At 35.3% G+C, this 24,736-nt stretch carries 22 protein-coding genes and 3 tRNA genes; 19 read left to right on the top strand and 6 right to left on the bottom strand.

Annotation, left to right across the window (positions count from 1 at the left end):
- Positions 1-3 precede the first annotated feature (3 nt).
- From B9N62_RS03425 to B9N62_RS03405, 5 genes are all read left to right on the top strand, one after another.
- Positions 4-1,143, top strand: a complete 1,140-nt coding sequence (locus B9N62_RS03425; protein ID WP_087584378.1) for a zonular occludens toxin domain-containing protein — start codon at positions 4-6, stop codon at positions 1,141-1,143.
- Positions 1,094-2,236, top strand: a complete 1,143-nt coding sequence (locus B9N62_RS03420; RefSeq protein ID WP_087584377.1) for a type II secretion system protein GspD — start codon at positions 1,094-1,096, stop codon at positions 2,234-2,236. Before B9N62_RS03425 ends, B9N62_RS03420 begins: the two co-directional genes overlap by 50 nt.
- A gap of 231 nt (positions 2,237-2,467) precedes the next feature.
- Positions 2,468-3,808 carry a rolling circle replication-associated protein gene (locus B9N62_RS03415; protein ID WP_087584376.1) on the top strand — a complete coding sequence of 447 codons (1,341 nt, stop codon included), beginning with the start codon at positions 2,468-2,470 and terminating at the stop codon, positions 3,806-3,808.
- A 10-nt stretch (positions 3,809-3,818) separates the two neighbouring features.
- Positions 3,819-4,052: a hypothetical protein gene (locus B9N62_RS03410; RefSeq protein WP_087584375.1), complete on the top strand. Its 234-nt coding sequence runs from the start codon at positions 3,819-3,821 to the stop codon at positions 4,050-4,052.
- A complete protein-coding gene (locus tag B9N62_RS03405) occupies positions 4,052-4,924 on the top strand; it encodes a tyrosine-type recombinase/integrase (protein WP_087584374.1) in 873 nt (290 codons plus the stop codon). The genes B9N62_RS03410 and B9N62_RS03405 overlap by 1 nt, the downstream gene beginning before the upstream one ends.
- Positions 4,925-4,970: 46 nt before the next feature.
- Here B9N62_RS03405 and B9N62_RS03400 read toward each other — a convergent pair.
- The 4 genes from B9N62_RS03400 to B9N62_RS03385 form a co-directional block, all read right to left on the bottom strand.
- Positions 4,971-5,045 (bottom strand) — tRNA-Met (locus B9N62_RS03400).
- Between the two features lie 26 nt (positions 5,046-5,071).
- Positions 5,072-5,146 (bottom strand) — tRNA-Gln (locus B9N62_RS03395).
- A 106-nt stretch (positions 5,147-5,252) separates the two neighbouring features.
- Positions 5,253-7,334, bottom strand: a complete 2,082-nt coding sequence (locus tag B9N62_RS03390) for an FtsK/SpoIIIE family DNA translocase (protein ID WP_374188102.1) — start codon at positions 7,332-7,334, stop codon at positions 5,253-5,255.
- Between the two features lie 143 nt (positions 7,335-7,477).
- Entirely contained in the window at positions 7,478-9,793 is a 2,316-nt protein-coding gene (locus B9N62_RS03385; protein WP_087584372.1) for a flagellin N-terminal helical domain-containing protein, read from the bottom strand.
- A gap of 139 nt (positions 9,794-9,932) precedes the next feature.
- Here B9N62_RS03385 and B9N62_RS03380 point away from each other — a divergent pair, with 139 nt between their 5' ends.
- From B9N62_RS03380 to B9N62_RS03330, 11 genes are all read left to right on the top strand, one after another.
- Positions 9,933-10,679 carry a YaaA family protein gene (locus B9N62_RS03380; protein WP_087584371.1) on the top strand — a complete coding sequence of 249 codons (747 nt, stop codon included), beginning with the start codon at positions 9,933-9,935 and terminating at the stop codon, positions 10,677-10,679.
- 123 nt (positions 10,680-10,802) lie between these two features.
- The gene (locus B9N62_RS03375; RefSeq protein WP_087584370.1) at positions 10,803-11,105 is read left to right on the top strand and encodes an HU family DNA-binding protein; all 303 of its coding nucleotides are present in this window, start codon (positions 10,803-10,805) and stop codon (positions 11,103-11,105) included.
- Between the two features lie 71 nt (positions 11,106-11,176).
- Positions 11,177-11,263, top strand: a tRNA-Leu gene (locus B9N62_RS03370).
- A gap of 66 nt (positions 11,264-11,329) precedes the next feature.
- Positions 11,330-13,099 carry a response regulator gene (locus B9N62_RS03365; RefSeq protein ID WP_087584369.1) on the top strand — a complete coding sequence of 590 codons (1,770 nt, stop codon included), beginning with the start codon at positions 11,330-11,332 and terminating at the stop codon, positions 13,097-13,099.
- 98 nt (positions 13,100-13,197) lie between these two features.
- Entirely contained in the window at positions 13,198-14,103 is a 906-nt protein-coding gene (locus B9N62_RS03360; RefSeq protein ID WP_085657464.1) for an AEC family transporter, read from the top strand.
- Between the two features lie 62 nt (positions 14,104-14,165).
- Entirely contained in the window at positions 14,166-14,420 is a 255-nt protein-coding gene (locus B9N62_RS03355; protein WP_054196512.1) for a pyruvate kinase, read from the top strand.
- 9 nt (positions 14,421-14,429) lie between these two features.
- The gene (locus B9N62_RS03350; protein WP_087584368.1) at positions 14,430-15,092 is read left to right on the top strand and encodes a response regulator transcription factor; all 663 of its coding nucleotides are present in this window, start codon (positions 14,430-14,432) and stop codon (positions 15,090-15,092) included.
- Entirely contained in the window at positions 15,085-16,254 is a 1,170-nt protein-coding gene (locus tag B9N62_RS03345) for a sensor histidine kinase (RefSeq protein WP_087584367.1), read from the top strand. The genes B9N62_RS03350 and B9N62_RS03345 overlap by 8 nt, the downstream gene beginning before the upstream one ends.
- Before the next feature lie 125 nt (positions 16,255-16,379).
- On the top strand, positions 16,380-17,855 hold the full coding sequence (locus B9N62_RS03340; protein WP_087584366.1) for an aldehyde dehydrogenase family protein: 1,476 nt from the start codon (positions 16,380-16,382) through the stop codon (positions 17,853-17,855).
- A 178-nt stretch (positions 17,856-18,033) separates the two neighbouring features.
- Positions 18,034-18,735 (top strand): metallophosphoesterase, encoded by a 702-nt coding sequence (locus B9N62_RS03335; RefSeq protein ID WP_087576930.1) that lies wholly within the window; start codon positions 18,034-18,036, stop codon positions 18,733-18,735.
- A 2-nt stretch (positions 18,736-18,737) separates the two neighbouring features.
- Positions 18,738-19,763 carry a hypothetical protein gene (locus B9N62_RS03330; protein ID WP_087584365.1) on the top strand — a complete coding sequence of 342 codons (1,026 nt, stop codon included), beginning with the start codon at positions 18,738-18,740 and terminating at the stop codon, positions 19,761-19,763.
- Positions 19,764-19,853: 90 nt separating this feature from the next.
- Here the strand turns inward: B9N62_RS03330 and B9N62_RS03325 are convergent, their stop codons facing one another.
- Both B9N62_RS03325 and B9N62_RS03320 read right to left on the bottom strand, forming a co-directional pair.
- On the bottom strand, positions 19,854-20,675 hold the full coding sequence (locus tag B9N62_RS03325; RefSeq protein WP_087584364.1) for a YihY family inner membrane protein: 822 nt from the start codon (positions 20,673-20,675) through the stop codon (positions 19,854-19,856).
- Between the two features lie 3 nt (positions 20,676-20,678).
- On the bottom strand, positions 20,679-21,401 hold the full coding sequence (locus B9N62_RS03320) for a plasminogen-binding N-terminal domain-containing protein (RefSeq protein ID WP_087584363.1): 723 nt from the start codon (positions 21,399-21,401) through the stop codon (positions 20,679-20,681).
- Positions 21,402-21,514: 113 nt separating this feature from the next.
- On the opposite strand from B9N62_RS03320, the gene B9N62_RS03315 reads away from it, so the two are divergent.
- From B9N62_RS03315 to B9N62_RS03305, 3 genes are read left to right on the top strand one after another with little or no spacing between them, the layout of a single operon-like run.
- Positions 21,515-22,684 (top strand): peptidoglycan DD-metalloendopeptidase family protein, encoded by a 1,170-nt coding sequence (locus B9N62_RS03315; protein ID WP_087584362.1) that lies wholly within the window; start codon positions 21,515-21,517, stop codon positions 22,682-22,684.
- A gap of 9 nt (positions 22,685-22,693) precedes the next feature.
- Entirely contained in the window at positions 22,694-24,061 is a 1,368-nt protein-coding gene (gene mgtE, locus B9N62_RS03310) for a magnesium transporter (protein WP_087584361.1), read from the top strand.
- Entirely contained in the window at positions 24,046-24,630 is a 585-nt protein-coding gene (locus tag B9N62_RS03305) for an NUDIX domain-containing protein (RefSeq protein ID WP_087584360.1), read from the top strand. Before mgtE ends, B9N62_RS03305 begins: the two co-directional genes overlap by 16 nt.
- Positions 24,631-24,736 lie beyond the last annotated feature (106 nt).

Raw genomic sequence — 24,736 nt, 5'->3', positions numbered from 1 at the left:
AAAATGATTACTTATTTAGTTGGCAACCCTGGAAGCGGTAAAACATATTACGCAGTATATATGATTTATCAGATCTTTTTATTTGAGCCAAAGAAAACATTTTTATCTAAATTTTTTAAGCCTAAAGAAAAGCCTAATTATTCATTTTGCTACACAAATATAAATGAGTTTAAATTTGAATTATCAGATAAATTTAAAAAGTTCGATTTTGATGAGTTTTATCTAGGCTTAAGAAATTTATACGCTCTTTATAAAAATGGTGCAACTGATAATGAAGTTAATGAAAAAGCCAAAGAGCTAAATTTATATGGTTGCGTATTTGTTCTTGATGAGTGCCATAACTTTTTTAAAGATAAAAAAGACGAAATTTTAGTTTGGTGGCTTACCTATCATCGCCATTTATACCAAGATATTTATTTAATTACTCAAGATTTAACCTTAGTAAATAATGAATATAAACGTATAGCAGAGAAATTTTATAGGGCTGTTGATAGCGCAAAAAGATTATTTTCAAAGAAATTTCGTTATGAAGTTTTTGCTTCATATAGGCTTTATAAAAAAGATAGATTAGAGATTATTAATATTCCATATCTTGAAGAAGTATTTAATTTATATCACTCTGGACAAAGTTCAAATAAGAAATCATTTGTAAGATTTTATTTTTTACTGGCTATTGTTGTATTTATTTTTCTTTTGCTTTATTTTTATTTTGTTGTTATGTCTATTTTTAAGCCTGACACTCCAGCCGAAAACAATTTATCAATTCAAGATAAAACTTCTTTTCCAAATTCTCAAAAAAATAGTATTTCAGATTTTCCAGACATATTCAAAGACAATTCAAAACATAACACTAAAAATAGTTCCGATATACCAGAAATTTATATATATAACATTACTTGCGTTAATTCATCTTGCCATTTTGACGAAGATTATCATCTATATCCATTATCATTACTTAGCTACATATCTTCAATGTATACGCCATTATATTTCTATTATGAGCCAAAATCTCACGAGCTTGTCAAATATTACTATGTATTTGACAAGCCAGTTTTTCAAAATTTAATTTCAAAAAATAACAAAGGTGTTTCCGATGAAAAGTTTAATCAAGTTCCTAGTTCTTCCACTTCTGTTTTTAAATAGCTTGTTTGCTGCTGAAATTTATACTGATCTTTTAGATTTCGCACGTCTTACAAGTAAGGCTAACAATATAGCCATTGTAACCGATGAAAGCATACACCAGGGCGAATATTATTTCATTTATGAAGACGAAGTTAAGATCACTATTGCAATGTTTAGAAAAATGCTTGAAGCTAAGAATTTATACCTTTATAAAAAGGATAATTTCTACTACGTAAGCTCTCAAAAATTGCCTGATTATGATCTTAGGCGTATCGAGCTAAAGAATTATGTTTACGATGATGTAAATAAAATTCTTGGCCAGTTTGATTTAAATGCTACTTACTCGACGTCTTCTAATTCGGTTTTCTTTAGAGCTGATGACTATATATTTGACCAAATTAAAGAAGCCATTTCAAAGATTGATAAGAGCCTGGAGCAAGTAACTTTTAAGCTGACTATCACTGAAACAAATTTAAAAGACATTAAAGATTTAGGCACAAATTTAAAAGGCTTGCTTAAGCCACTTAATCACGGCGATTTAGCTTATTATATTAATCTGCTTACTTCTCCTTATATTTCTAATTCAAATATTATTAAAAACGATGATAGAGCCTTTTTTGGCATATTAAATTTTCTTGATACAAACGGCATTACAAAAATTATCTCATCGCCAGTATTGACGGCAAAAAATTACACTGAAGTTTATTTTAGTTCCGTTCAAAATATCCCTTACCTAGTTTCAAAAACTGATATATCAAACTTAAATTATCAAAAGACTGATAGCTACGAATATAAAGACATTGGTTTAAAGATAAATTTAAAGCCTATCATTTTATCTGATCATATTGATTTTGATTTACACTTAATACTTGAAGATATTCTCTCTCAAAGTACATCATTAACGCCCATTGTTTCAAAAAAGGAGCTTAAAAGCTCGTATTCTTTAAAGCGTGGCGACGTTCTAGTTCTTAGCGGTATTAATAAAACGACTACTTCTAAGCAACGTAATGGCGTTCCCATACTTAAAGATATATGGCTTTTAAAGTATCTTTTTTCAGTCGAGCAAGACAGCGAGATAAATTCTGTTCTAACGCTCACAATTCAAATTATTTAATTGTTTTAGGGGTGTAGGGGATTTCCCCTACAAAAGGCGAGAAATAAAGCTTATTGGCACGTTTTGCTTAATCGAGCCGTGCAACTAATATGTTTTTTGGGTTTAAAACACCCCCTTTCGCCTATATGTGTTTTGGCGTAGCCAAAAAAGGCTGCCTTTGGGCGGACGAAGTCCGCCACAAAGCAGCCCTTGTCAAATTAATAAAAAACTCTTAGGTTTAAGGAAGCGATTATGCGAGCGAGAAATTTATATGGTGTTTCTCCCCTTGACGTTGAGCTTTGCCAAGCAAAGCTTGATAGCCAAAGGGAATATATGCGCTCTTTCTCTTTTGTTAATGTTAATGGCCAGATTAGAAATTTGCTAGATATTTCAATGTCGGCCAACTTTAGCGATAAATATTACGCCGAGGTGTCCAACCGCGTGAATGTGTTTAGCTCTTTTGCGATAGATTATTTTCAAGTCCCAGTATTTTTAACCATCACTCTTAACGGCTGCTTTAGGGGCGCATTAAATGGCGATTATTCTAAATTTATGCCGATTGATTATAGATATTTGCCTGATGAAGTTAAGTATAAGGCTAAAAATTCAGCGCCTTTAAGTATTTCTGATTTAGTAGCCGTTCTTAATCATCAATGGAATTTATTTATTATGCGATATTCCTATAAATTTAAAAATATCGATAGAAGCTATATAAGGTGCTTTGAGCCACACAAAAAAGACGGCGTGCCACACATTCACGCTTTATTTTACGTCCCAGCTCACACAATAGATTTTATGAAAAGAATTTATACTGATATTTTTTATGCTCCACAAAACCTAAAAACAAACGCTATCACAAGCGAGCAAGAAAAAAACGGCGAATTAAACGGCTTTCAAACCAGTATCAATAATCCCAGCGGTTATGTTATGAAGTATATCCAAAAGACTTTCATCAACCTAAAAGAAACGCAAGATTTTGATGAGCTTTCAGCCTGGTATGTAAAGCATAAAGTAAGAAGATTTATAAGCTCACGCACTAAAGTGCCGTTATGGGTATATAGAAAGATTAATTTTATTAGCACAATGCAAGACTTTTATCACTTAAACGACTTAAAAAACGATCATAGAGCAATACTCGAGTGGAATAAAAAAGATGATTACATATATATAAATTTGCCTTTTAACAAAGAAGAGATTATTTATTTAAATGGCAGATTGGAGCATTATATAAGTGGTAGGCTTATGAATTTTTACGATAGATTGAAAATTGATGGCCAAAAAGATGAAAACGCAAAAGATGAAATAAAAAGCTTTGGCACTAATTTAAAACAAAGACAAATTTTAAAGCTTTGTGATGAGCTTTTTAAAAGCGATGAAAAGTCTAAACCAGTAAGCAGAATGAAAGATTACGAGTTAGTTAATTATTATCAAAGCTTGGGCGGTGATGTAAATGCCCAGCATTTAGCCTATGTTGAAAATATAATGCTCGATAGGGAATTAGATAACTTCACACACTATCACAAAAAGCACGATCTAAATGCCCCTGATATTGATAGTTTTGTAGATAGACTTTTAATATGTAATGAGTTTTAAGGAGTATATTATGAAAAAATTATTAGTTGATTGTTCTCACTATCCTTGTTATTATTTTCCACAATTAGATTTAGGCATTTCCGTAGAAGAATTTGATTTATATAATTATGAAGAATTTGATACTACTTTTTTTGAAACTTATTATTCTTTTTCTAAATATGGTTTACATGATTTTTCTAGTTTTGGTGATCTTCTTGATGCCTTTGCTAAAAAATTTGATTATGATTGTTTTGAGTATATTTAATGACACTAAATGAGCTTTTTAATAATTACATTAGCTTTTACGAGCTTATTTTAAGTCCGACTACTTTAAGAAGTGATATAGCTACTTATAACAAGCATTTTAAAAACTCACTTGGCTTAAGAGAAATAGAAGATATAAATTTTATCGATATTCAAAAGTTTTGCAATGATCTTATCAAGCAAGACTACAAGATAAAGACTATTAAGAATATCGTTGCAAAGCTTAAGGTTATTTTCAAGCTTGGTATCAAACTGGAGCTAATAAATAAAAATCCTTGCGATTTTATTGAGCTTCCAAAGTTTGATAATAAAAGGTATTTTGATTACTCGATCACTATTCAAAAACGCTTTATCAAGGCTATTTGTGAAAATACCGATCCAAGCTGTGATATATTCTTTTTTCTACTTCATGGCAGACGAAAGAATGAAGTATTAAGCTTAAAATTTAGCGATATAAATTTTAAGACCAGGACTTATATTATCCCCTTTAAAATCAATAAGGCTAAAAGAAATATGATTTATAAAATGAGCGATGAGCTGTTTAATCGTCTTTATAAAAGATTTTTGATAGCCAAAAAAGAAAATAAGCTAAATGATTACGTCTTTATTAATCCTATGACTAACGATAAATTTAAAGATTTACGTAAAAGCTGGGCTTCACTTCTTAAAAAAAATAATTTACCTAAAATCAGGCTTCATGATATAAGGCATCTAATTGGCACATATTCAATTAATTATTTAAAAATTCCGATCGAGCAAGTGTCTTTTACATTGGGGCATACAAATATAACTACAACACAAAAATATATTACTGCAAACGTCAAAAAATCAAAAGAAACTATCGAAAATTTACTAAAATCAATTTCAGAATAATTTAAGCATTTTAAAAAGTGTTTTAAACATCGATAAAATGGGCATTTGGTTGCGGAGGACGGATTTGAACCGCCGACCTTCGGGTTATGAGCCCGACGAGCTACCACTGCTCTACTCCGCGATAAGTATTATTTAGGATTTAAAAAGTGGATGGGGTAAGAGGATTCGAACCTCTGAATGACTGGACCAAAACCAGTTGCCTTACCGCTTGGCGATACCCCAATGTTTTTAAGAATTGTAATTATATAGATTTTAATGTGCTTTGTCAAGACTTTTTAGAATTTTAAAAAAATTAAAATTCTAAATTTAGAGCAACTTACATCTTTAACTATAAAATTTCCCTTTGTCCTTTTGCATTCACTGGGCTTAAAATACCCATTTTTTCCATTTGTTCGATTATATTTGCAGCTTTGTTGTAACCTATTTTTAGACGTCTTTGCAGATAACTGATCGACGTTTTTTGCTCACTTAAAATGATCTCTTTAGCCTCTTCGTAAAGCTCATCAAGTTCATCTTCTCCTAGAGTACCAGCGGCCACACTTCCGCTTGTGCCTTCTTCTATTAAAAATTTCTCATCATAAACTACATCTTGTTGCTCTTTTAAGAAATTTACAACCGTTTCTATCTCTTTTTCGCTAGCAAATGGTGCGTGAAGTCTTATCACACCAGGGCTTCCTGGAGGTGTAAATAACATATCTCCGCGTCCGAGCAAGCTCTCAGCTCCCATTTGATCAAGGATAACCTTACTATCGATCCTCTGCCCTACCCTATAGCTTATCCTACTTGGTAAATTTGCCTTTATGAGGCCAGTCACGACATCAACGCTTGGACGCTGGGTTGCCACTATCAAGTGTATGCCGCTAGCCCTTGCCATCTGTGCTAGACGGCCGATATAAAGCTCCACGTCTTTGCCACTAGTCATCATCAGATCAGCAAGCTCGTCGATGATCACAACGATGTATGGGAACTGCTCACCGCATTCCTCTTTCATCTTTTCGTTGTAACTCTCTATATTTTTCGTACGAGTTTGGCTCATTATCTTATATCTTCGCTCCATTTCAGCGACCATATTGGCAAGTGCAGTGATTGCTTTTTTAGCCTCTGTAATAACCGGTGTTAAAAGATGTGGAATATCGTTATAAATACTAAATTCAAGCATTTTTGGATCGATCATCATTAAACGCAAAGTTCGTGGGCTATTTCGGTAAAGCAAGCTTAGAAGCATTGCATTTATGCCCACGCTCTTACCTGATCCAGTAGTTCCAGCGATAAGTAAATGCGGAAGCTTTTTAAGATCGGTCACAAAAGGTGCACCAACGATATCTTTACCAAGAGCCATGGTTAGTGGACTGCTAGCGTTTTTAAATATCTCGCTCTCTAAAATTTCTTTGAGATAGATAGTCTCTAAATTTTGATTTGGCACCTCGATGCCTACGACGTCTTTACCAGGAATCGGCGCTTGGATACGGATCGTTTGAGCTTTTAGTGCCATCGCTAGATCATCTTGAAGTGTTAAAATTTTACTTACCTTGATATGTGGAGCTGGACGAAACTCAAATGTCGTGACAATAGGGCCAGTGTAAGTTCGCACCACATCGCCATCTATCTTAAATTTTCGCAGCTTATCTAGTAAATTTGAAATTTGCTGATCAATCTCGGCTTCATTGACATTGTGCGAGCGTTTTGGTGGATCGTTTAAAAATTTAAGTGGTGGCAGAACAAAGTCTTTTGGCTTTTCGACCTTGCCTCGCTCTATTTGATCAAGTAGCTTTTTGTTTTCAGCCACTTCATTTAATATCTCTATGCCATTGATTGTCGATGTCTTGCTCTCTTTTACTGGTTCAAGCTCCAGCTCTTCATCTAAATTTTGCTCATCTTCATTTACCACTTGAGCATCTATTAGCTCTTCTTCTTTTATCTCTTCAGATTTTGATCTCTTGCGTTCTAACTTTGGAATTTGTCTTGGTTTTATATCCTTTAAATTTTTGCTCTCCTCGTAGCTTTTTGGCTCTCTATCGACAAAAGCCTTTCTCAAAACGATAATAAAATTTTCTCTAAAGGCAAGCCCAAGTGAAATAATAAACATCATAAGTATAGCAACCGCAGTGCCGATAGAGCCGATCACCTCTTTTAAGGCACTAACTATAAAATTTCCAATTATACCGCCATTTACACTTGAAGCACTCAAGGCTTGAAACATCAAAAAAGCTACAAAAAAGAGGAAAATTCCTACTAAAAACTGAGCAAAATCAAAGTCAAATTTCTTAAAATTTTTATAGACAAAATAGCCTAAAATGATCAATAAAAATGGATAAACATACGCGATAAGTCCAAAATATTTGATATTTAAAATACCAAGGCTTTGTCCAAGCGAGCCAACAAAGTCAGCAGTTGGAGCAGCTGTAGCGATACCAAAATATATAAAAATGCAAACAAAAATTGTAAATAAAATATGTCGTAAAATTTTAGATCCTTTATAAAAAAGGCTTATTATAGCACGCTTGAGTTTAATTTTAAAAAATCAGCAAGCTCAGCGGCCTGCTGATTTAAATTTTAATTTAAATAATTTAGCAAGCTTAGTTGATTTATCTTTGCACTTGCTTGTAGGGTTGCTTGATAAGATAGTGAAAGCTGCGTAAATTTCAAATATGACTCCGCATAGTCTGCATCAATTACATCATTTTTAACAGTTTGCACATTCACTTTCATTACTTCGGCTCGCTCTTTTGTAGCTGTTAAAAGTCTTGATTGAGAGCCGATCTTTGTAAGCTCTTTATTTGCATGATCTATTAAATGATCAAGCCTTTGTAATGCACCTTGCATGCCGGTATTTCGTGGATCATTACTATTTGCATCAGCTCTATAATATCCCTTTCTAACAGCTTCGATCATATTATCAAGGTCTTGAAAAACGCTCGTACTTGGCTCATCAATAGTTAAGGCATTATTTTCATTAAAGCTAAAGACAGAACCCTTTCCTTGAGGATGGCCAGCATTACCAGCTGTATCTCTACCAGTACTATCGCCATCAAATTTATCGCTATTTTTTGCATCATGCATAGTTACTTCTATGTTTGTTACTGATTTTGTCTTATCAGTTAAAACCATTCTGCCTTTATCATCTAAAGTTGTCTCTACCGCGCCCTTTGTTTTTGATAAAGCCTCTTTATAGGCATTATAGTTTTGATCTCTTTTTACTTTTTCTATATCTGTATCAAAATTTGCGTTTTCTGCATGTGGAGGGTTTGGAATATTATCGCTTGCTGCCATAGCAACGATATCCATAAGCTGCCTATAAGTAAAATCGCTAGCGTAAGTTCTATAACTTCCAAACTCATCTGAGTTATAAACTGTTAAAGTTCTAGTTGCAGAAGGTGTGCCGCCTGGTGATGTAGATGTTATTTCAAATTGCACTGGAGTATTTGTACCCCCTGCTGTGCCCATTTTTACCTTTATGTCATATTTTGTACCAGTGATTGACTTTACTTGTAAATTTATCTCTTGGTTGTCGATATTAAAAAGCTCTCTCTTTCTAGCGTCAACATCTTTTGGATATAAATTTCTATCGTAGCTCTCTTTTGTACCAGAAACTTCGCTTAGCTTTGTCTGATCTGTTGCATATTCGCCCGTTCTTCTAGCTACTTGAGGTAAATTTGCGATTAGCTCATTATCCTTTCTTTCAAATCTAACCTTATCATAGTCAAATGCATTTGTCGCGTTTCCATCTTTATCGGTATATTTGCTCTTTACAAACTCAGTGATATGAACCGTTTTTGGAACGTTATTTGCCATAGTTTCAAGATCTTCAAGAGAATTTACCGCATCAAGTGCGTTGTTTTGAGCGATTGCACCGCGATTTGGTGCTACTGATGTGGCTGCAACCATATGAAAGTCAATAGTTTGATTACCTTTAGTAAGATCTTTTATATTAAATTGTCCATCGTTATTTATGCTTACATCAACAACCTTTGTTGTTTTCGTATTACCAAATTCCATACCGATTTTTTCCATAAGTCCAGCCATTGTTGTATTTGCACTCATCTTAAATTTGCTAGTAAATGTCGTGCCGTCTGGCTTTTTGCCTTGCATGAAAAAATATGTATCCGGAAAATTTACATTTGAATTATCTAAAAAATCATAATCCGGATTTATTGTTCCATTGTAAGAGCCATCACTTCTAACCACTGAATCACTAGCGTAATTTAGCCCAATCATATTTTTTATCTTGCTATTATCGTTTAAAAATTTTGGTGCATAAGAGATGTCGGTTCTAGTTTGATCAGCTAAACGAACATTTGTGGTCAAAATTTTACTGTAATCACCATCTTTTCCTAAAAATAGATCATATCCTGGGATATTGTAAGGAAGCTCAACCTGAGCGCCAGCTGATGTTTTCATATAGTCACGGTTACCTTGATACTTTCCTGCACCATCTATTGGCTTTGTATCAACGGCGCTTCCAGAAAACAAAAACTGCCCATTAACCGAAGTGTTTGCAATATTCACAAGGTGATTTTTTATACCTTGAAGGTCATTTGCCAAAGCCTCTAGCGATGTCTTACTATGCACGCTGCTAGCTGCTTGGACTACTTTTGTCTTAAAATTTTCAAGCTGTTTTTCAAACTCTTGCAATGCATTATCTGTATTTTTTGAGAAATTTACAGATTTACCAGTGGCATCAACTACTTGAGTGAGAGTAGTCGCTTCATAATCAAGCCTCATTGCATCATTATAAGTCGCAGCACCATCGTATGGATCTTGAATTTTCAAACCATTTGAGAGCTGCTTATAGCTTTTATTTACACCAGTCATATTTTTTTGGTAGTCATGTAAAGTCTGACTAAAACGTAGTTGGTTTGTTATTCTCATAATTTTTTCCTAAATTTTTATTCACTCTAAGCAAAAATGATTCCGCTTGTTTTTATATCGGTAAAAATTTGATTTTTTTTAGCACAAAAAGTTTATTGTATAATCCAACAAAAATTTATATATAAAATAGGTAAGAAAAATGGCACTAAAAATTCTCTTTTCTCCAAGCGAAAGCAAAATTTCTCTAAATACGAATAATAAATTTAATGGTAGGGATTTGATATTTCCAGAGCTTTTTGACAAAAGAGTTGAAATTTTAAACAGATACGATGAGTTTTTAAAAAACGCAAATTTAGACGAGATAAAAAAGCTTTTTGGGCTAAAAGAGCTTGAAGAGAGCAAGCAGCTGCGAGAAAGCCTATCTCAAAAAGGCAGCATAAAGGCCATCTTAAGATATGATGGAGTGGCTTATAAACATCTAAACTATCGTGGTTTAGACAATGAGGCACAAAAATATATAGATAATAATGTTTTAATATTTTCAAATTTATTTGGACCTATCTTGGCAAAGGATGAGATACCAGAGTACAAACTAAAACAAGGTGAAAAGCTAGATGGCTTTGAAATTTCAAAATTTTATGAAAAAAATTTTAGTAAAGCGGTTAATGATTTTTTGCAAAATGATGAGATTTTAGACCTTAGAGCTAAGTTTTATGAAAAATTTTACACTATAAAAAAAGAATACATAACTTTTTGTTTTGTAAAAAATAAAAAAATAGTGAGTCATCACGCAAAAGCGTATAGAGGCGAAGTCTTGCGCCAGATAGCAAATAAACTTATAAAAAATAAAGATGAACTATTGAGTTTAAATTTTAAAAATTTAAGGCTTATTGATATGAAGAAGATGGGGTTAAAAAATGAAATCACATTTGAAATTTGCGAGTAAAGGTTTAAAAATTAGCTTTTTTGTTAAAAAAATATAAAAAAAGAGCTAAATTTGGGGAAAAAGTATTGTATTTTTTTTTAAAAGAGTGTAATATAGCCACATAACTTCTTAAAAGGATGGTTCATGAAAAAAGCTGAATTTATTCAAGCTGTTGCCGACAAGGCTGGTCTTTCAAAAAAGGATACTCTAAAAGTTGTTGATGCTACTTTGGAGATAATCCAAGCAGTTCTTGAAAAAGGCGATACAATTAGCTTTATAGGCTTTGGTACTTTCGGTACTGCTGACAGAGCTGCAAGAAAAGCTAGAGTTCCTGGAACTAAAAAAGTTATCGACGTTCCTGCTAGCAAAGCAGTTAAATTCAAAGTTGGCAAAAAACTTAAAGAAGCAGTTGCTGCTGGTGCTGCTAAAAAAGGTAAAAAGAAATAATTTCTTTTTAGGGGAGCAACTCTCCCCTTTTTTCTTTCTTCTCACAAATCTAAAATTTCAATCTTAACTTAGCCCGAGTGGTGAAACTGGTAGACGCGCCAGACTCAAAATCTGGTAAGGGCAACCTTGTGTCGGTTCAAGTCCGACCTCGGGCACCATTATATACCTAAATACTTTCTAAATTTATCCGATATTATCTGCAACATCTTTAAAAAGGATTTTAGATGAATATTGCATCATTGAAATATAACTTTATAAATTTAAAAGATTTAGAAAATCATACAGATATGCTCCATGCCTTTAAGGATAAACAAGATTTAGAGATAAACAATGAACAAATTTCAAGTCTAAAAGAAAGTATAAAGGCAAGCAAAGTTATAAATATCACTGATGCTGAGATAAAAGAGCAAAACAGACACAAAATCCTACAAAAAGTAGAAGAAATTTTAAATAACTACTCAAAAAATTTCATCTACAGCAACAATAAAATTCACTCCGATGGGCTTTCTAGAGGCTATAATTTTAATGAAAATGCCTACTTTAAAAATATAAAGGCTTTAGATAGCAGCAGCATGCTAAATACACTAAAAAGTGGATACCTAGAAAATACAAAATTTAAAAATTTAAATGATTACGCTTATTCAAACACTCTAAAAACAAAATATGGCGAAGTAGAAGTATTTTTAGATATTTACGGCGATAACGATAAACTTGGCACTACAAAATTAGAAAATAATAGCTATCTTTTTAGCTTTGATAGCAACAATGACGGCGTGCTAGACCAAAAAGATATACTCTTTGATAAGCTAAAAGTAAGAGGTTATGACAAAGACGGAAATGAAAAAATAGCAAATTTAAGCGACGTGATGCCAAGGGTTGATCTCAGGCAGTTTATCAGCACAAATGTCATAAATCACAACCAAATAGAAAGAGAAGAGCTAAATCGTAAAGCAACGATCACAAATAATCCCGATCTTTACGTGGATACAAAAGATATTGATTATAGGTACTCTTACTACGCCTCAGATCCAAATACTTTGTTCGCTGCAGAAAACAGATATGAAAAGATAGAGAAAAATGATATAAATAATTTCTTTAAAAAATATGCCCAAAAAGATGGCTGGGTCGATCTAAGACACAATAACATCTTTGGCAAAGATAGCTCTTTTAAAAATTTTGCCTATCTTAAAGTGGGTTTTGATGACACTGCAAGACTAAGCGAGTTTAATCCGATCATTGAGCCGAGCAAAGATTACAAAAAAGATGAAAATTTCTCATATATAAAATTTCAAAAAGATAGTTTTATGAAATTTTACAAAGATTATAACGCTGAGTTTGACGCATACAACAAAATGATAGAAAATCTTGGCAATAATTTAAAGAAATTCGAAGAAAATTCAGACTCTTATATATCAAAGCTTGAGAAGACAAAATCAGCCAAAATGATCGCGATGGAAAATGAATTTAAGCAAGTAACTGGGTTTGAGTTTAGTATCTCGAATTTAAAAAAGGTAAAAAAGGCTTTTATAACAAATGAAGCCACAGCTGCCGCATCTTTACAAGATAGCGATAGCGTCATAGCTATGAAGCTAAACAAAGATGGTACCATAAGGCTAAAATTTGATAGTGGTAGAGAGATAGACGTAAAAGAGCTTTATAACGATACTGGCAAGCTAAATACATCAAGCGAGCTAAAAACTAGCATAAATTTAGAGGCAAAAGATATGAATAATGTGCAGTTAAATAGCTTGGATTTTAAGGATATTGGCTTCATGCAAGGTGATAAAATCGTAAGCCTAAAAGATGCTGGAGCGATCGCTATTGCCAATCTATCGAATAAATTTGAGAGTAAATTTTTAATCAGTCTAAATAATGGCAAAAGCATATCTACAAGAGAAATTTATAATATCAGCTATCTTGAGAATGATTTAAAGAGTAAAGAAAAGATAGATGAGAGAGATAAATTTTATAAAAAAGTTGATATTAAGGCATAAATTTTGAGAGCAAATTTTAAAAAAGGTTTATTGTAATTTAATCTTATGGGTCCTATAATCAATTTTCCGTAAAAATTTAGATTTATAAAGAGAATGCTATGAACTTCACTCCACTTTTTGCAATTTTTTTCATAATCGCAACTGGTTTTTTTGCTAAAAAAGTCGGCATTGTTGAGCAAAAGCACTCAATCCCATTTGTGGATTTTGTCCTTTGTTTTGCAATGCCTGCGCTAATCTTTGACAAAATTTACCACGTCAATGTTGATGTTTCACTCATAAACACCATTTTAATCGGCTTTGGCTCAACAGCTATTAGTGCTGTCATGGCATTGGTGCTTGGTAAGATCTTTAAATTTACTAAAGTAACAACTGTCAGCATGGTCATGCTAAGCCTTTTTGGTAATACCCTATTTGTCGGTATGCCTGTCATTCAAGGCTTCTTTGGCGATGCGATGGTAAATGAAGTCATCTTTTACGATCAAATAGCCACTGGTATCCCGCTTTCGATCCTTGGGCCACTTATTCTCTCTTTTGCTGCACCAGAGAAGGTTTCCCTATTTCAAAATACGATGAAAATTTTAAAATTTCCGCCATTTATCGCGCTTATTATGGCTCTTATCTTAAAAGAAGTCCCTTTGCCAGAATTCATCTTTGCTCCACTTAGGATGTTTGAGGGTAGCGTTACTCCGGTGGCACTTTTTGCGATTGGTGTTGGACTTAACTTTAGTAGTATCACAAGCTCATATAAAGGCGTTAGCGTTGTGCTTTTGTGTAAGATGATCTTACCAGCTATCGTATTTTTCATCATATTAAAATTTTCAGGTATCCAGATGAACAAAACTTGGGTCGTTGGCCTCTTTCAATGTGCAATGCCAACATCAGCCCTTGCAAGTGCGATGGTCATAAAAGCTGGCCTTGATAGCTCGCTAGCCATCTCATCAGTGGCCATAGGCGTGCTTTTTTCATTTATCACGCTTCCAGTTATATATTTTGTATTTGCGTAAATTCACGCTCACTTCACACTAAAGAGATAGTATTTCATCATATTTCATTTAAAGGAGACGTTATGAAGAAATTACTACTAGTTGCACTTGGTGCTATGTTTATGCTTGGTGGTCTTGCAAATGCTACTGAAATGATGAAAAAAGATGACATGGGCAAAGACGAGATGATGAAGAAAGAGCAGATGATGAAAGATGACATGGGCAAAAAACCCATGATAAAAAAAGATGAAATGAAAAAAGATGACATGGGCATGAAAGACGAAATGAAAAAAGATGACATGGGTATGAAAAAAGACGAAATGAAAAAAGGCATGTAAAGGTGCTTAATGGTTAGAATTTTGCTCGTTGAAGATGATGAAATTTTACTTGATCTCATCAGTGAGTATCTAAGCGAAAATGGCTATAAGGTCACTACTTCAGATAATGCCAAAGATGCACTTGATCTCGCCTACGAGCAAAATTTCGACCTGCTTATACTTGACGTCAAAATCCCACAAGGAGATGGCTTTTCACTTCTTTCTTCCTTAAGAGAGCTAGGTGTTAGCGCACCTAGCATCTTTACCACCTCGCTAAATACCATTGATGATCTTGAAAAAGGCTACAAAAGTGGCTGCGACGACTATCTAAAAAAGCCATTTGAGCTAAAAGAACTACTCATACGTATACAAGCACTTCTAAAGAGAAATTTCTCACATCACAGTGGAGATGCGATCAAAATTTCAAGCGATTTTAGCTTTCATCCACAGAGCAAAACCCTAAGTAAAAACGGCGAAAATGTAAATATCTCGAGCAAAGAGAGCGACCTGCTCGCCCTATTTTTGCAAAACAAGGGCAAAATTTTAACCAAAGATGAAATTTTTAATAAAATTTGGAAATATAACGAGGAGCCAAGCGAGCTTAGCCTTCGTGTATATATTAAAAATTTACGCCAAATCTTAGGCAAAGAGGCCATTTTAAACAAGCGTGGAGACGGCTACATCTATGTCTGAAAAGACACAAATTTTATTTAAAATTTTATCCCTTTACCTTGTTAGCTCTGTGCTATTTTTGAGCTATTTTTTTATACACGACTACCAAAATAAAAAAGAAGCACTCATCTTAAATGAGGTAAAAAGCCTAAAAGAGATCAAGATGGGCATATATATGAAAGCCAGAATGAGTGGCCTAGGCTCGGTCTCAAGCCTCACAAACGAAAAGGGCGTACATGCTTGTATCGTACTGGAAAATGGCGAGAAAATTTATAAAGATTTTGAGTGCAAAAATATTAACAAAGGCAAAAATGTAAATTTAATAGACGGCAAGGTAGCGATCTTTGAAAAGATCCAGTATATGGAGGATAACGCCACGGACGAGCTCGCACGCGCAAACATCTTTCTAGTTGGCAAAAATATCAACGGCGAAATTTTATCCTTGCAAATTTCGACCACACTAAAGGCTGCATTTTTCCTATTTGCCCTGCTCTTTGTCGCCCTTTATCTAGCAAAACTAAGCCTAAGACCGCTTTATGAAAAGATAGATACACTAAACCGCTTCATAAAAGACTCCACGCACGAGATAAATACGCCACTTAGCGTCATCTCTATGAGCATTGAAACAGCTGATCTTGAAAATTTAAACGATAGAAATTTAAAGCGTTTTAACAACATCAGCCTTGCCGCAAAAAATCTAAGCGGAATTTATGACACGCTTGTACATCTATGCTTTAATCTAAATAAGCCAATTAAAAAAGAGATAATTGATCTAAAGCTACTAGTATCACAAAAGATTAACTATTTCTCGCCATTTTTTGCAAAACGTGGACTTAAGATAGATGCCAGTCTAAAGCCAAGCTTCATAAACGCAGACCTTGAAGATATGGGTAAAATTTTAGATAATCTCCTAAGCAATGTCGCAAAATACGCAGAGCCGAATACCGAGGTCGGTATCATTTTAGAGCAAAATTTCTTTAGCATAACTAATCTAGGTCACGGCATCAGCAAGGAACAACAAATGCAAATTTTTGATCGCTACACGAGATTTAACGACGATCAGGGCGGCTTTGGCATAGGACTAAGCTTGGTTAAGAGTTGCTGCATAAAAAATGGTATAGAAGTAAAGTGCCAAAGCGAACTTGGCAAAGAAACTACTTTTTCACTTTCTTGGAAAGACTAAACCTAAAATTTCTAATATTAGATAATAAATTTTATTAAAAAAAATAATTTATAGTAAAAATTTATTTTTGATAAATTTTATTAATATTATAATCCTTTTACAAAATCTTAATCAAGGAGAAAAGTATGAAACTACTTGAAAAATACGGGCTTTTCATAAATGGTGAGTGGCGTGACGCAAAAGACGGCGCTACCCTTGATGCCAAAAATCCAGCAAACGGCGAGCACCTTGCAAAGATCGCAGATGCGACTGAAGAAGATGTAAATGATGCAGTTCGTGCTGCACGTGAGGCTTTTAATAAATTTAAACATACCACAGTTAGCGAGCGAGCAAAACTGCTAAATAAGATCGCTGACATCATCGATGAAAACAAAGAGCATTTGGCAAAAGTCGAGAGTATGGATAACGGCAAGCCGATCCGCGAAACGCTAAATGTTGATATTCCTTTTGCAGCAGAGCATTTTAGGTACTTTGCTGGCGTTATCATGGGCGAAGAAGGCAGCGCGAATGTGCTTGACGAGAAGCAGCTTTCTATCGTTTTACGCGAGCCACTAGGAGTTGTGGGTCAGATCGTTCCTTGGAATTTTCCATTTTTGATGGCAGCTTGGAAGCTAGCTCCAGTGATCGCAGCAGGCGATGCGAGCGTATTTAAACCTTCAAGCGAGACAAGTCTTAGCGTGCTTGAGCTATTTAGGCTGATAGATAAAATTTTGCCAAAAGGTCTTATAAATATCATAACTGGTAAAGGCAGCAAGAGCGGCGAGTGGATCAAAAACCATCCAGGCCTTGACAAGCTAGCATTTACTGGCTCAACAGAGATCGGCCGAGATATCGCTATAGCTGCTGCTCGCCGTATCATCCCAGCCACACTTGAGCTTGGTGGCAAGAGCGCAAATATCTTCTTTAGCGACGCAAATTTAGACAAAGCGCTTGATGGCCTTCAGCTTGGAATATTATTTAACCAAGGTCAAGTTTGCTGCGCAGGATCGAGAATTTTCGTAGAAGAGAGCTTTTATGACAAATTTATAGAGGCTGCGGTTAAGAAATTTAGTACCATAAAAGTTGGCGATCCGCTAGATCCAAATACCCAAATGGGCTCTCAGATCAACAAAAAACAAGCTGAGCAGATATTAGAGTACGTCGAGATCGGTAAAAAAGAAGGCGCACAAGTAGCAGTCGGTGGCAAAGCCTACACCGCAAATGGTTGCGACAAGGGCGCATTTGTCGAGCCAACACTGTTAGTTGATGTGACAAACGATATGAGAGTGGCTCAGGAGGAAATTTTTGGACCAGTTGGCGTTGTGATCAAATTTAAAGATGAAGCCGAGCTTATCAAAATGGTAAATGATAGCGAATATGGCCTAGGTGGCGGTATTTTCACGCAAGACATCACAAAAGCGCTAAGAGTTGCAAGGTCTATGGAGACTGGCAGGGTTTGGATCAATACTTACAACCAAATCCCAGCAGGCAGCCCATTTGGCGGATATAAAAACTCAGGTATAGGCCGCGAAACACACAAGATCATACTTGAGCACTACACTCAAATGAAAAATATCATGATAGATCTCACCGGCAAGGTTAGCGGCTTTTACGCACAATGATTTTAGGGAGCTTAGGCTCCCTTCTGCTTTAAATTCCTTAAATTTTAAATATCTTTTACTAGGTTTTAATTTTATATATCGCTAGCATTACGCCAATATAGTACAGCTATACAAAAGTGTTTTCTTTACACTACATTTTTAAGCTTAATAGACTAAAATTTGGCACAAAGGAGAAAAATTGAGCGAGCAAATTTATATCATAGGCGATGTGCACGGCTGTTTTAACACACTTTTAGAGCTTATCAAGCAGTTTCCAGACAAAGAAAAATCACAAATTTGCTTTGTCGGAGATGTGATAGATCGGGGGCTTTTTAGTTGCGATGTAGTCGAGCTTATCATACAAAATAACTATAAAATGGTAATGGGAAATCATGAGCGCAGGCTGCTAAGTAATAAACTTGAATTTCTAAACAACAAAGTGCCATTTGACAGGAGCTGGTTCTTTGGAAACGGCGGAGAAGAGACATATAGATCATACCTTGGACAAAGTGTGGAGTTTAAGCAAAGGCATGTGGATTTTTTAGAAACAAGGCCAGTTTATCTGGAGTTTAAAGAGTGTAAAAACCAAAATGGCGAGCATTTGGTCGTTTCGCACTCGGCTGTTGGTAAATTTTGGACTTTAAGAGATGATGATAGCTCAAGAGATGAGTTTAGAAGGCATGTACTATCAGGCAGAGGCGATATGATGCAAGTTGAAGGCATATTTAATGTCTATGGCCACACGCCAGTGCGCGAGGCTAAGCTCTATACAAATAGCGCAAATATCGATACGGGATGTGTTTTTAATGAAGAAGGATATGACAAGCTAAGTGCCTTAGAATTTCCATCGATGAAAATTTATACGCAAAAAAATGTTGAAAATTTTAATAAACAAGGATAAAAATGTGGTTTTCTAAAAAGAGCTCTAGCTTTGCAAGCAGGGTTGATAAATTTTGGAGCGAGTTTGGCAAAAATTTAGACGCCATCAAACAAAATTTAGAAGATAAAAATTTTGAAGCTGCAAGTAAAATGACCGAAGAAGCGCTAAATTTATGTTTAGTCGATCCAACTTTTATGATAGGCCTTATTGATGGAAAGATCGATCTAGTACTCACTCCAGAAGGACTTAAACATAGGCTTTTGTGGCTTAAATTTATAAAGTCACGCATGCCAAAAGAGTATGAGTCAAAGCTTACTTGCACACTTGGCAAGCCACGTGCACCACGAAACGTCGCTACTATACAAATGTATGGCGTAAGCGTTGATGCAAATAAGGTCATGGTCTATGCAAATTTCAACGACAAAAGCGTAGATATGTGCCTATATAACGAAACTCTAAGCAAGCTTAAAAGCGAAGATGAAAATAAGGCTTATACATTATCGCTCATACTTTGTGACAACGTAGTTGGCGAGATGATCATGATAAATATGCTTGGAGAGTTTGAGATAATAGACGAGCCAAGAGAAAAAGGCGTGCCGCTAATCGACTTTGCCGATCTTATAGATGAGAAATTTGGTAAAGAAGCCTCAAACGAGCCGCTTAAGAATTTTATGGTCTATGAGCTAGAGCCTCGCTCAAACAAGCTACGTGACGACGTTTTCACAGGATATACATCTCTTAGCGAGCTACTAAACGAATACTACGACGGCGCAAGCGATACTTATAACGAAGCTTTTGAGCTTGGTATAAATTTTTGCTTTTTAGCCATATCTCACGGTGGCGACATACAGTTTGGCGTTGATAGCAAAAACAAAATTTCAGACGCGCTAAAAGAGAGTGAAATTTGTGAGATCATAGGTGAAGCAAATGGCGAGATGCGATCTTACATAGATCTTATCTGCTTTGACAAAGATGAGCTAGAGAAAAAGGCTAAAGAATTTAGTAAAGAGCTTGGCATAAAGATAGAAATTTGCGAGTTTAAACGCTGATTTTACATAATATTCTACATAAAATAATACAAATCATACTAGCTGGTAAATTTATAAAAATATATTGCCAGCTAGTACTAACTATTAAATTTATCTTTTAAATTTGGAGCTATTTGAAAGATAAGCACAAAGCTTTAGTCCATATAAAAAGATGATCCACGAGATGTATATCCAGACAAAGAAGAAAAGTACGGCTGAAAACGAGCCATAAACGCTTAAATAGGTTTTGTTATAAAGGACGTAGTAGACAAAGGCCGACTTGCCAATATACCAAACAAGCGAGGCGGCAAATGAGCTAAAAAATGCGCTTTTAAACTTTATCTCGTCATTTACTGAGATGAGATATGTGATGCAAAATATCGCCCAGATGATGAGATATGGAAATATGCTCAAAAAATTTATCGAGTTTGTGATCACGTTTGAGTTTAACATCTCTTGAATGAGGCTTGAAAGATAAAAACTACCAGCAAGACCAAGTGGTGCGAGCGTAATAAGCGTCCAATACGAGCTAAGTGCTGACCAAAATCCTCTAGCCTTACTTGCACGTGTCACTTTTAAAACTACATATTCATAGTCGCTAAAAAACATGGCTGATGTAAATATCATCGCTACAAAGCCAACTAAGCCTAAATTTCCGCTATTTTGTAAGAAATTTTGCAAATAGTTTGAGATGATCTCTTGATTACTTGGCAAAAGAGCCGAGAAGATAAAGTCCTGAATCTTGGCGTAATAATCCTCAAAACTAGGCAGTTTTGTAAAGATAGAAAACGATATAAGAAGTATCGGAATGATCGATAAAATCGTATGAAAACTAAGGCTTGAGGCGTAGTGAAAGAGCTCTTTGTCCTTAAGCGTTGGGAGTAAATTTAAAAACTCCTTTAAATTTTGCTTACTTAAGGACAAACGGCTCATTTATCAGTTATCTTCTTCGAAAAGTTTTTCGTAGTGAGCGTCGTAGTTGTTAATGTGCTCGCTATTTAGCTTCCAAAACACAGTGTCTATGTCGCTAACTCTTGTATAAAATGGTAGCTGATAGTACTCAACCTCGCCACTTTTAAATTCTTTTAGCACTTTAAAGCTTTGGCAATCGGCAAAAACGCTTCTGCCATCCATCGCTACGAAAATTAGACCAGCTGCACTTTGAGCACACATTTTTCTAAAGTCATCTCTACTTGGATTTGGCTTGTACTCATAGCTTAGATATGCTCCAATAAGATCTGGATGGATAAATATCATATTTGGAAACGCAGATGTGATCTCTTCATAAATTTCTTTATTTGGCACGATGATTAGTGAGCGATTGTAAAGATAGTTTAACACGACCATATCGCCACTTGCAGGTGCAATGCCTGGAAGTGGAAGTGCCTTTTGCTCTAATAGGTCAAACACCTCAAATCTAATCTTAGCAAAGCCAGAATTTTTTGAGATAACGCTAACTCTTGCGATGATAGAGCTATCAGTATCAAATTTATGAAGCACAACGCCACTTGAGCCGATTAAAATTTCTGGACTATCAACTATCGTCGCTGTGCCATCACTATCGACGCTAATTATAGGAGTTCTATACTCATTTAAAGAAAAATCGGCCCCAAAAGCAAAGCCAAAAACTAGCGATAAAATCACAAATATACGTTTCAAAAATATCTCCTAGGTTTAAATTTTTAGAGCGATTATAGCCTAAAATGCTTTATCTTTTGCAAAATTAAAGCAAGTTTTAGTTAAAATCCCGCCAGCTTTTTAAAAGGACATTAATGCCTCGTATTTTTATAATTTTTGCAATATTATCTATAAATTTATACGCTATAAAGCCAAGTGTCGAAGAGCTTAGCTGGCCAAATGGAAGTAACTTCTTAAATTTCTTAGAGACAAACAAAATCCCACTTTCACTTTACTATAACTTAGCAACCGAAGATCAAGAGCTAACAGAAGAGATCATCGCTGGCACAAAGTATCAAATTTATAAAGACGACAACGGTAACACTAAACAAGTACTAATCCCTGTTAGTGACGAGCTTCAAATGCATATTTTTAGAGATGACAATGATAAATTTAAGCTCGAATTTCTTCCCATCTCTTATCAAAGTGAGGATAAATTTTTAGCCTTAAAGGTGGACAAATCAGTCTCTGAAGACATTTTTGACTACACTGGCTCTGGCACGCTAGCTCTTGGCTTTAAAGAAATTTTTAAAGGAAGTGGCATTGATTTTAAAAAGATAAACAAAGGCGATACGATCGCTATCGTTTATAATCAAAAAATACGTATGGGCCGCTCTTTTGGCACTCCAGAAATTTATGCTGCGATGATAGAAACAAAAAATAAACGATACGTTATGTATAAATTTGAAGATAAATTTTATGATAAAAACGGCAAGAAAAATGATAAATTTTTACTAGTCCGCCCTCTTGCAAACGCTAGAATCACATCAGCTTTTACCCTAAAAAGATGGCACCCTATTCTTCAAAGATATAGAGCACACCTTGGCGTTGACTACGGTGCTCCAAAAGGAACACCAATCAAAGCTGCAGGCGATGGTACGGTTAAATTTGTTGGACAAAAAAGCGGATATGGCAGAACCGTCATCATCTCTCACGCTGGTGGCTATGAGACGCTTTATGCCCACTTAAATGGCTTTGCTAAAGGCATAAAAGGTGGTCTAAAAGTCAAGCAAGGTACGCTTATAGCCTACGTTGGCACAAGCGGTATGAGCACAGGGCCACACCTGCATTTTGGTCTTTATAGAGACAATAAGCCTATCAATCCAGAAAGTGCAATAAAGGTCGTCAAAAGCCTAGAAGACAAGAAAGAATCAGCTAAATTTAAAGCAGTTGTTAGCAAAAATGATGAGCTAATAAAAAATGCTTTAAATAATGAAAAAGAGTACCACAAAGTGGAATTTTTCCCTAATGTAATAGAATTTTAAAGGCAAATTTTGAATCAAGAACTAGATGAAGCAAAAGAGCTGATAGATCAGCATTTGGATGAAAATTTAGAAGACAATGAACTCTCACCTTATGAGCTAGCCCAACACCTAAAAACACTTAAAAAACATGACGAAGAGCTTTTTGCTAACTATCTTGAGAAGCTAGACCCTGAAATTTTAGGCGACGTTGCTATCGAATTACCTGATCACATGCTAAAAGATGTGATCGAACAACTTCCAGCTGAAAAGATAGTAGAGGCACTTGAAGAACTAGAGAGTGATGATGCGACTGACTTGCTTCAATACATCGAGGACATTGACGAGGATAAAGCTAGAGAGCTTTTTAACGAGCTTGATAGAGAAAACCAAAATGAAATTTTAAGACTTAGAAGCTACGAAGAAGATAGAGCTGGTGCTCACATGCAAACAGAGCTTTTTTCGGCTCATCTTGAAGAAAAGCTTGGCAATGCAGTAGCAAGACTTAGACGAGAAAAGCAAGAAGGCAAGCTAGAAAATATCTCTCAGCTTTTTATCATCGATAAAAATGGCGTTTTACAATACGCTATCCCACTTGAAGATCTTATACTTTTTGATTTTACAAAGACACTAAAGCAAAATATCGAGTCAGCACAGATCGATCACTACAAGCCACATGTTGCAAATGATATGGACCTTATGCAAAATGTCGCTGATATGTTTCAAGAGTACGATCTAAACGTTATTGCAGTTACTAGTAGCACTGGAATTTTACTAGGTCGTATCACGTCTGATGATATTCACGACTACATTCAAGAGAGTGCAACTGAGCAAATTTATAACCTAGCCGGCGTTGATGACGAGTCAGAAGAGGATGATACGCTATTTAAAGCAGGTCGTGGTCGTGCGGTTTGGCTTGGTGTAAATTTACTAACAGCTCTTTTTAGCTCATCCATAATCGGACTTTTTGATGAGACAATCGCAGCCTACGTCGCTCTTGCTGTTTTAATGCCAATAGTTGCATCAATGGGCGGAAATACCGGCACACAAGCGCTTGCCGTTACGGTTCGTCGTCTAGCACTTGGTGAGATCGAGTTTAAAGATGCCAAAAATGTTCTAAAACGTGAGGTTAGTATTTCACTCATAAATGGACTAATCTTTGGTGTGGTAATGGGCATAATCGCCTCTGTTTGGTTTGACAAAGGTATGCTTGGCGTTGTTATCGGGCTTAGCATGGTTACGAATTTATTCTTTGCTGGCTTTTTTGGCACGATCATACCTTTAACGCTAAGGCGCTTTAACATAGATCCTGCAGTCGGCTCAGCCGTCATTCTTACTACTTTTACTGATGCGATAGGATTTTTTAGCTTTTTAGGACTTGCAAAATGGATACTACTATAACTAATTTAGAAATTCTGCCTCTTGGTGAGTCAAAATATCTAAAGCCATTTAAGATGAAATTTATGCAAAATGGTGTCCAAAGAGATTGGGACTGCGTAAAAGTGATGAATAGTGTTAGTATTTTTTTATATCACGAGCAAAAAGATGCCTTTTTGTTTGTAAAGCAGTTTCGCCCGGCTGTTTGGTACTCACAAGAAAAAGAAGGCATCAAAACAAATGAGCAAGGCTTTACTTACGAGCTTTGCGCAGGACTTATGGATAAAGGACTTAGCGAAGAGCAAACAGCCAGAGAAGAAGCGATCGAAGAAGTAGGCTATGAGCTAAAAAAGATAGAGCGTATCACGATGACGTACGGTGCTTTTGGCTTTGGAGGCAACACACAAACTATGTTTTACGCAAAGATCGATGAGAGCATGAAGGTAAATTCTGGTGGTGGCGTCGACGGCGAAGATATCGAGCTTGTTTTCATAAAACGAGAAGATATGATGAAATTTGCCTTTGACGAGAGCAAAGTCAAGGGCTTTGGGCTTATCTTTGCTTATTTGTGGTGGGAGAAATTTAAAAGCTAAAATGATATCTTTTTAATAAGCGCAAAAACAACGACTGCCACTAAAAAGATACCAACTAATATCACATAATCAGACATAACAAGCCTTTAAATTTAAGTTTTGGCCT

It is taken from the genome of Campylobacter concisus (assembly GCF_002165785.1).
In the GTDB taxonomy this organism is placed as follows: domain Bacteria; phylum Campylobacterota; class Campylobacteria; order Campylobacterales; family Campylobacteraceae; genus Campylobacter_A; species Campylobacter_A concisus_W.
Note: the sequence above shows the minus strand (reverse complement) of the source record. Positions and strands in the feature narration are given on the sequence as shown.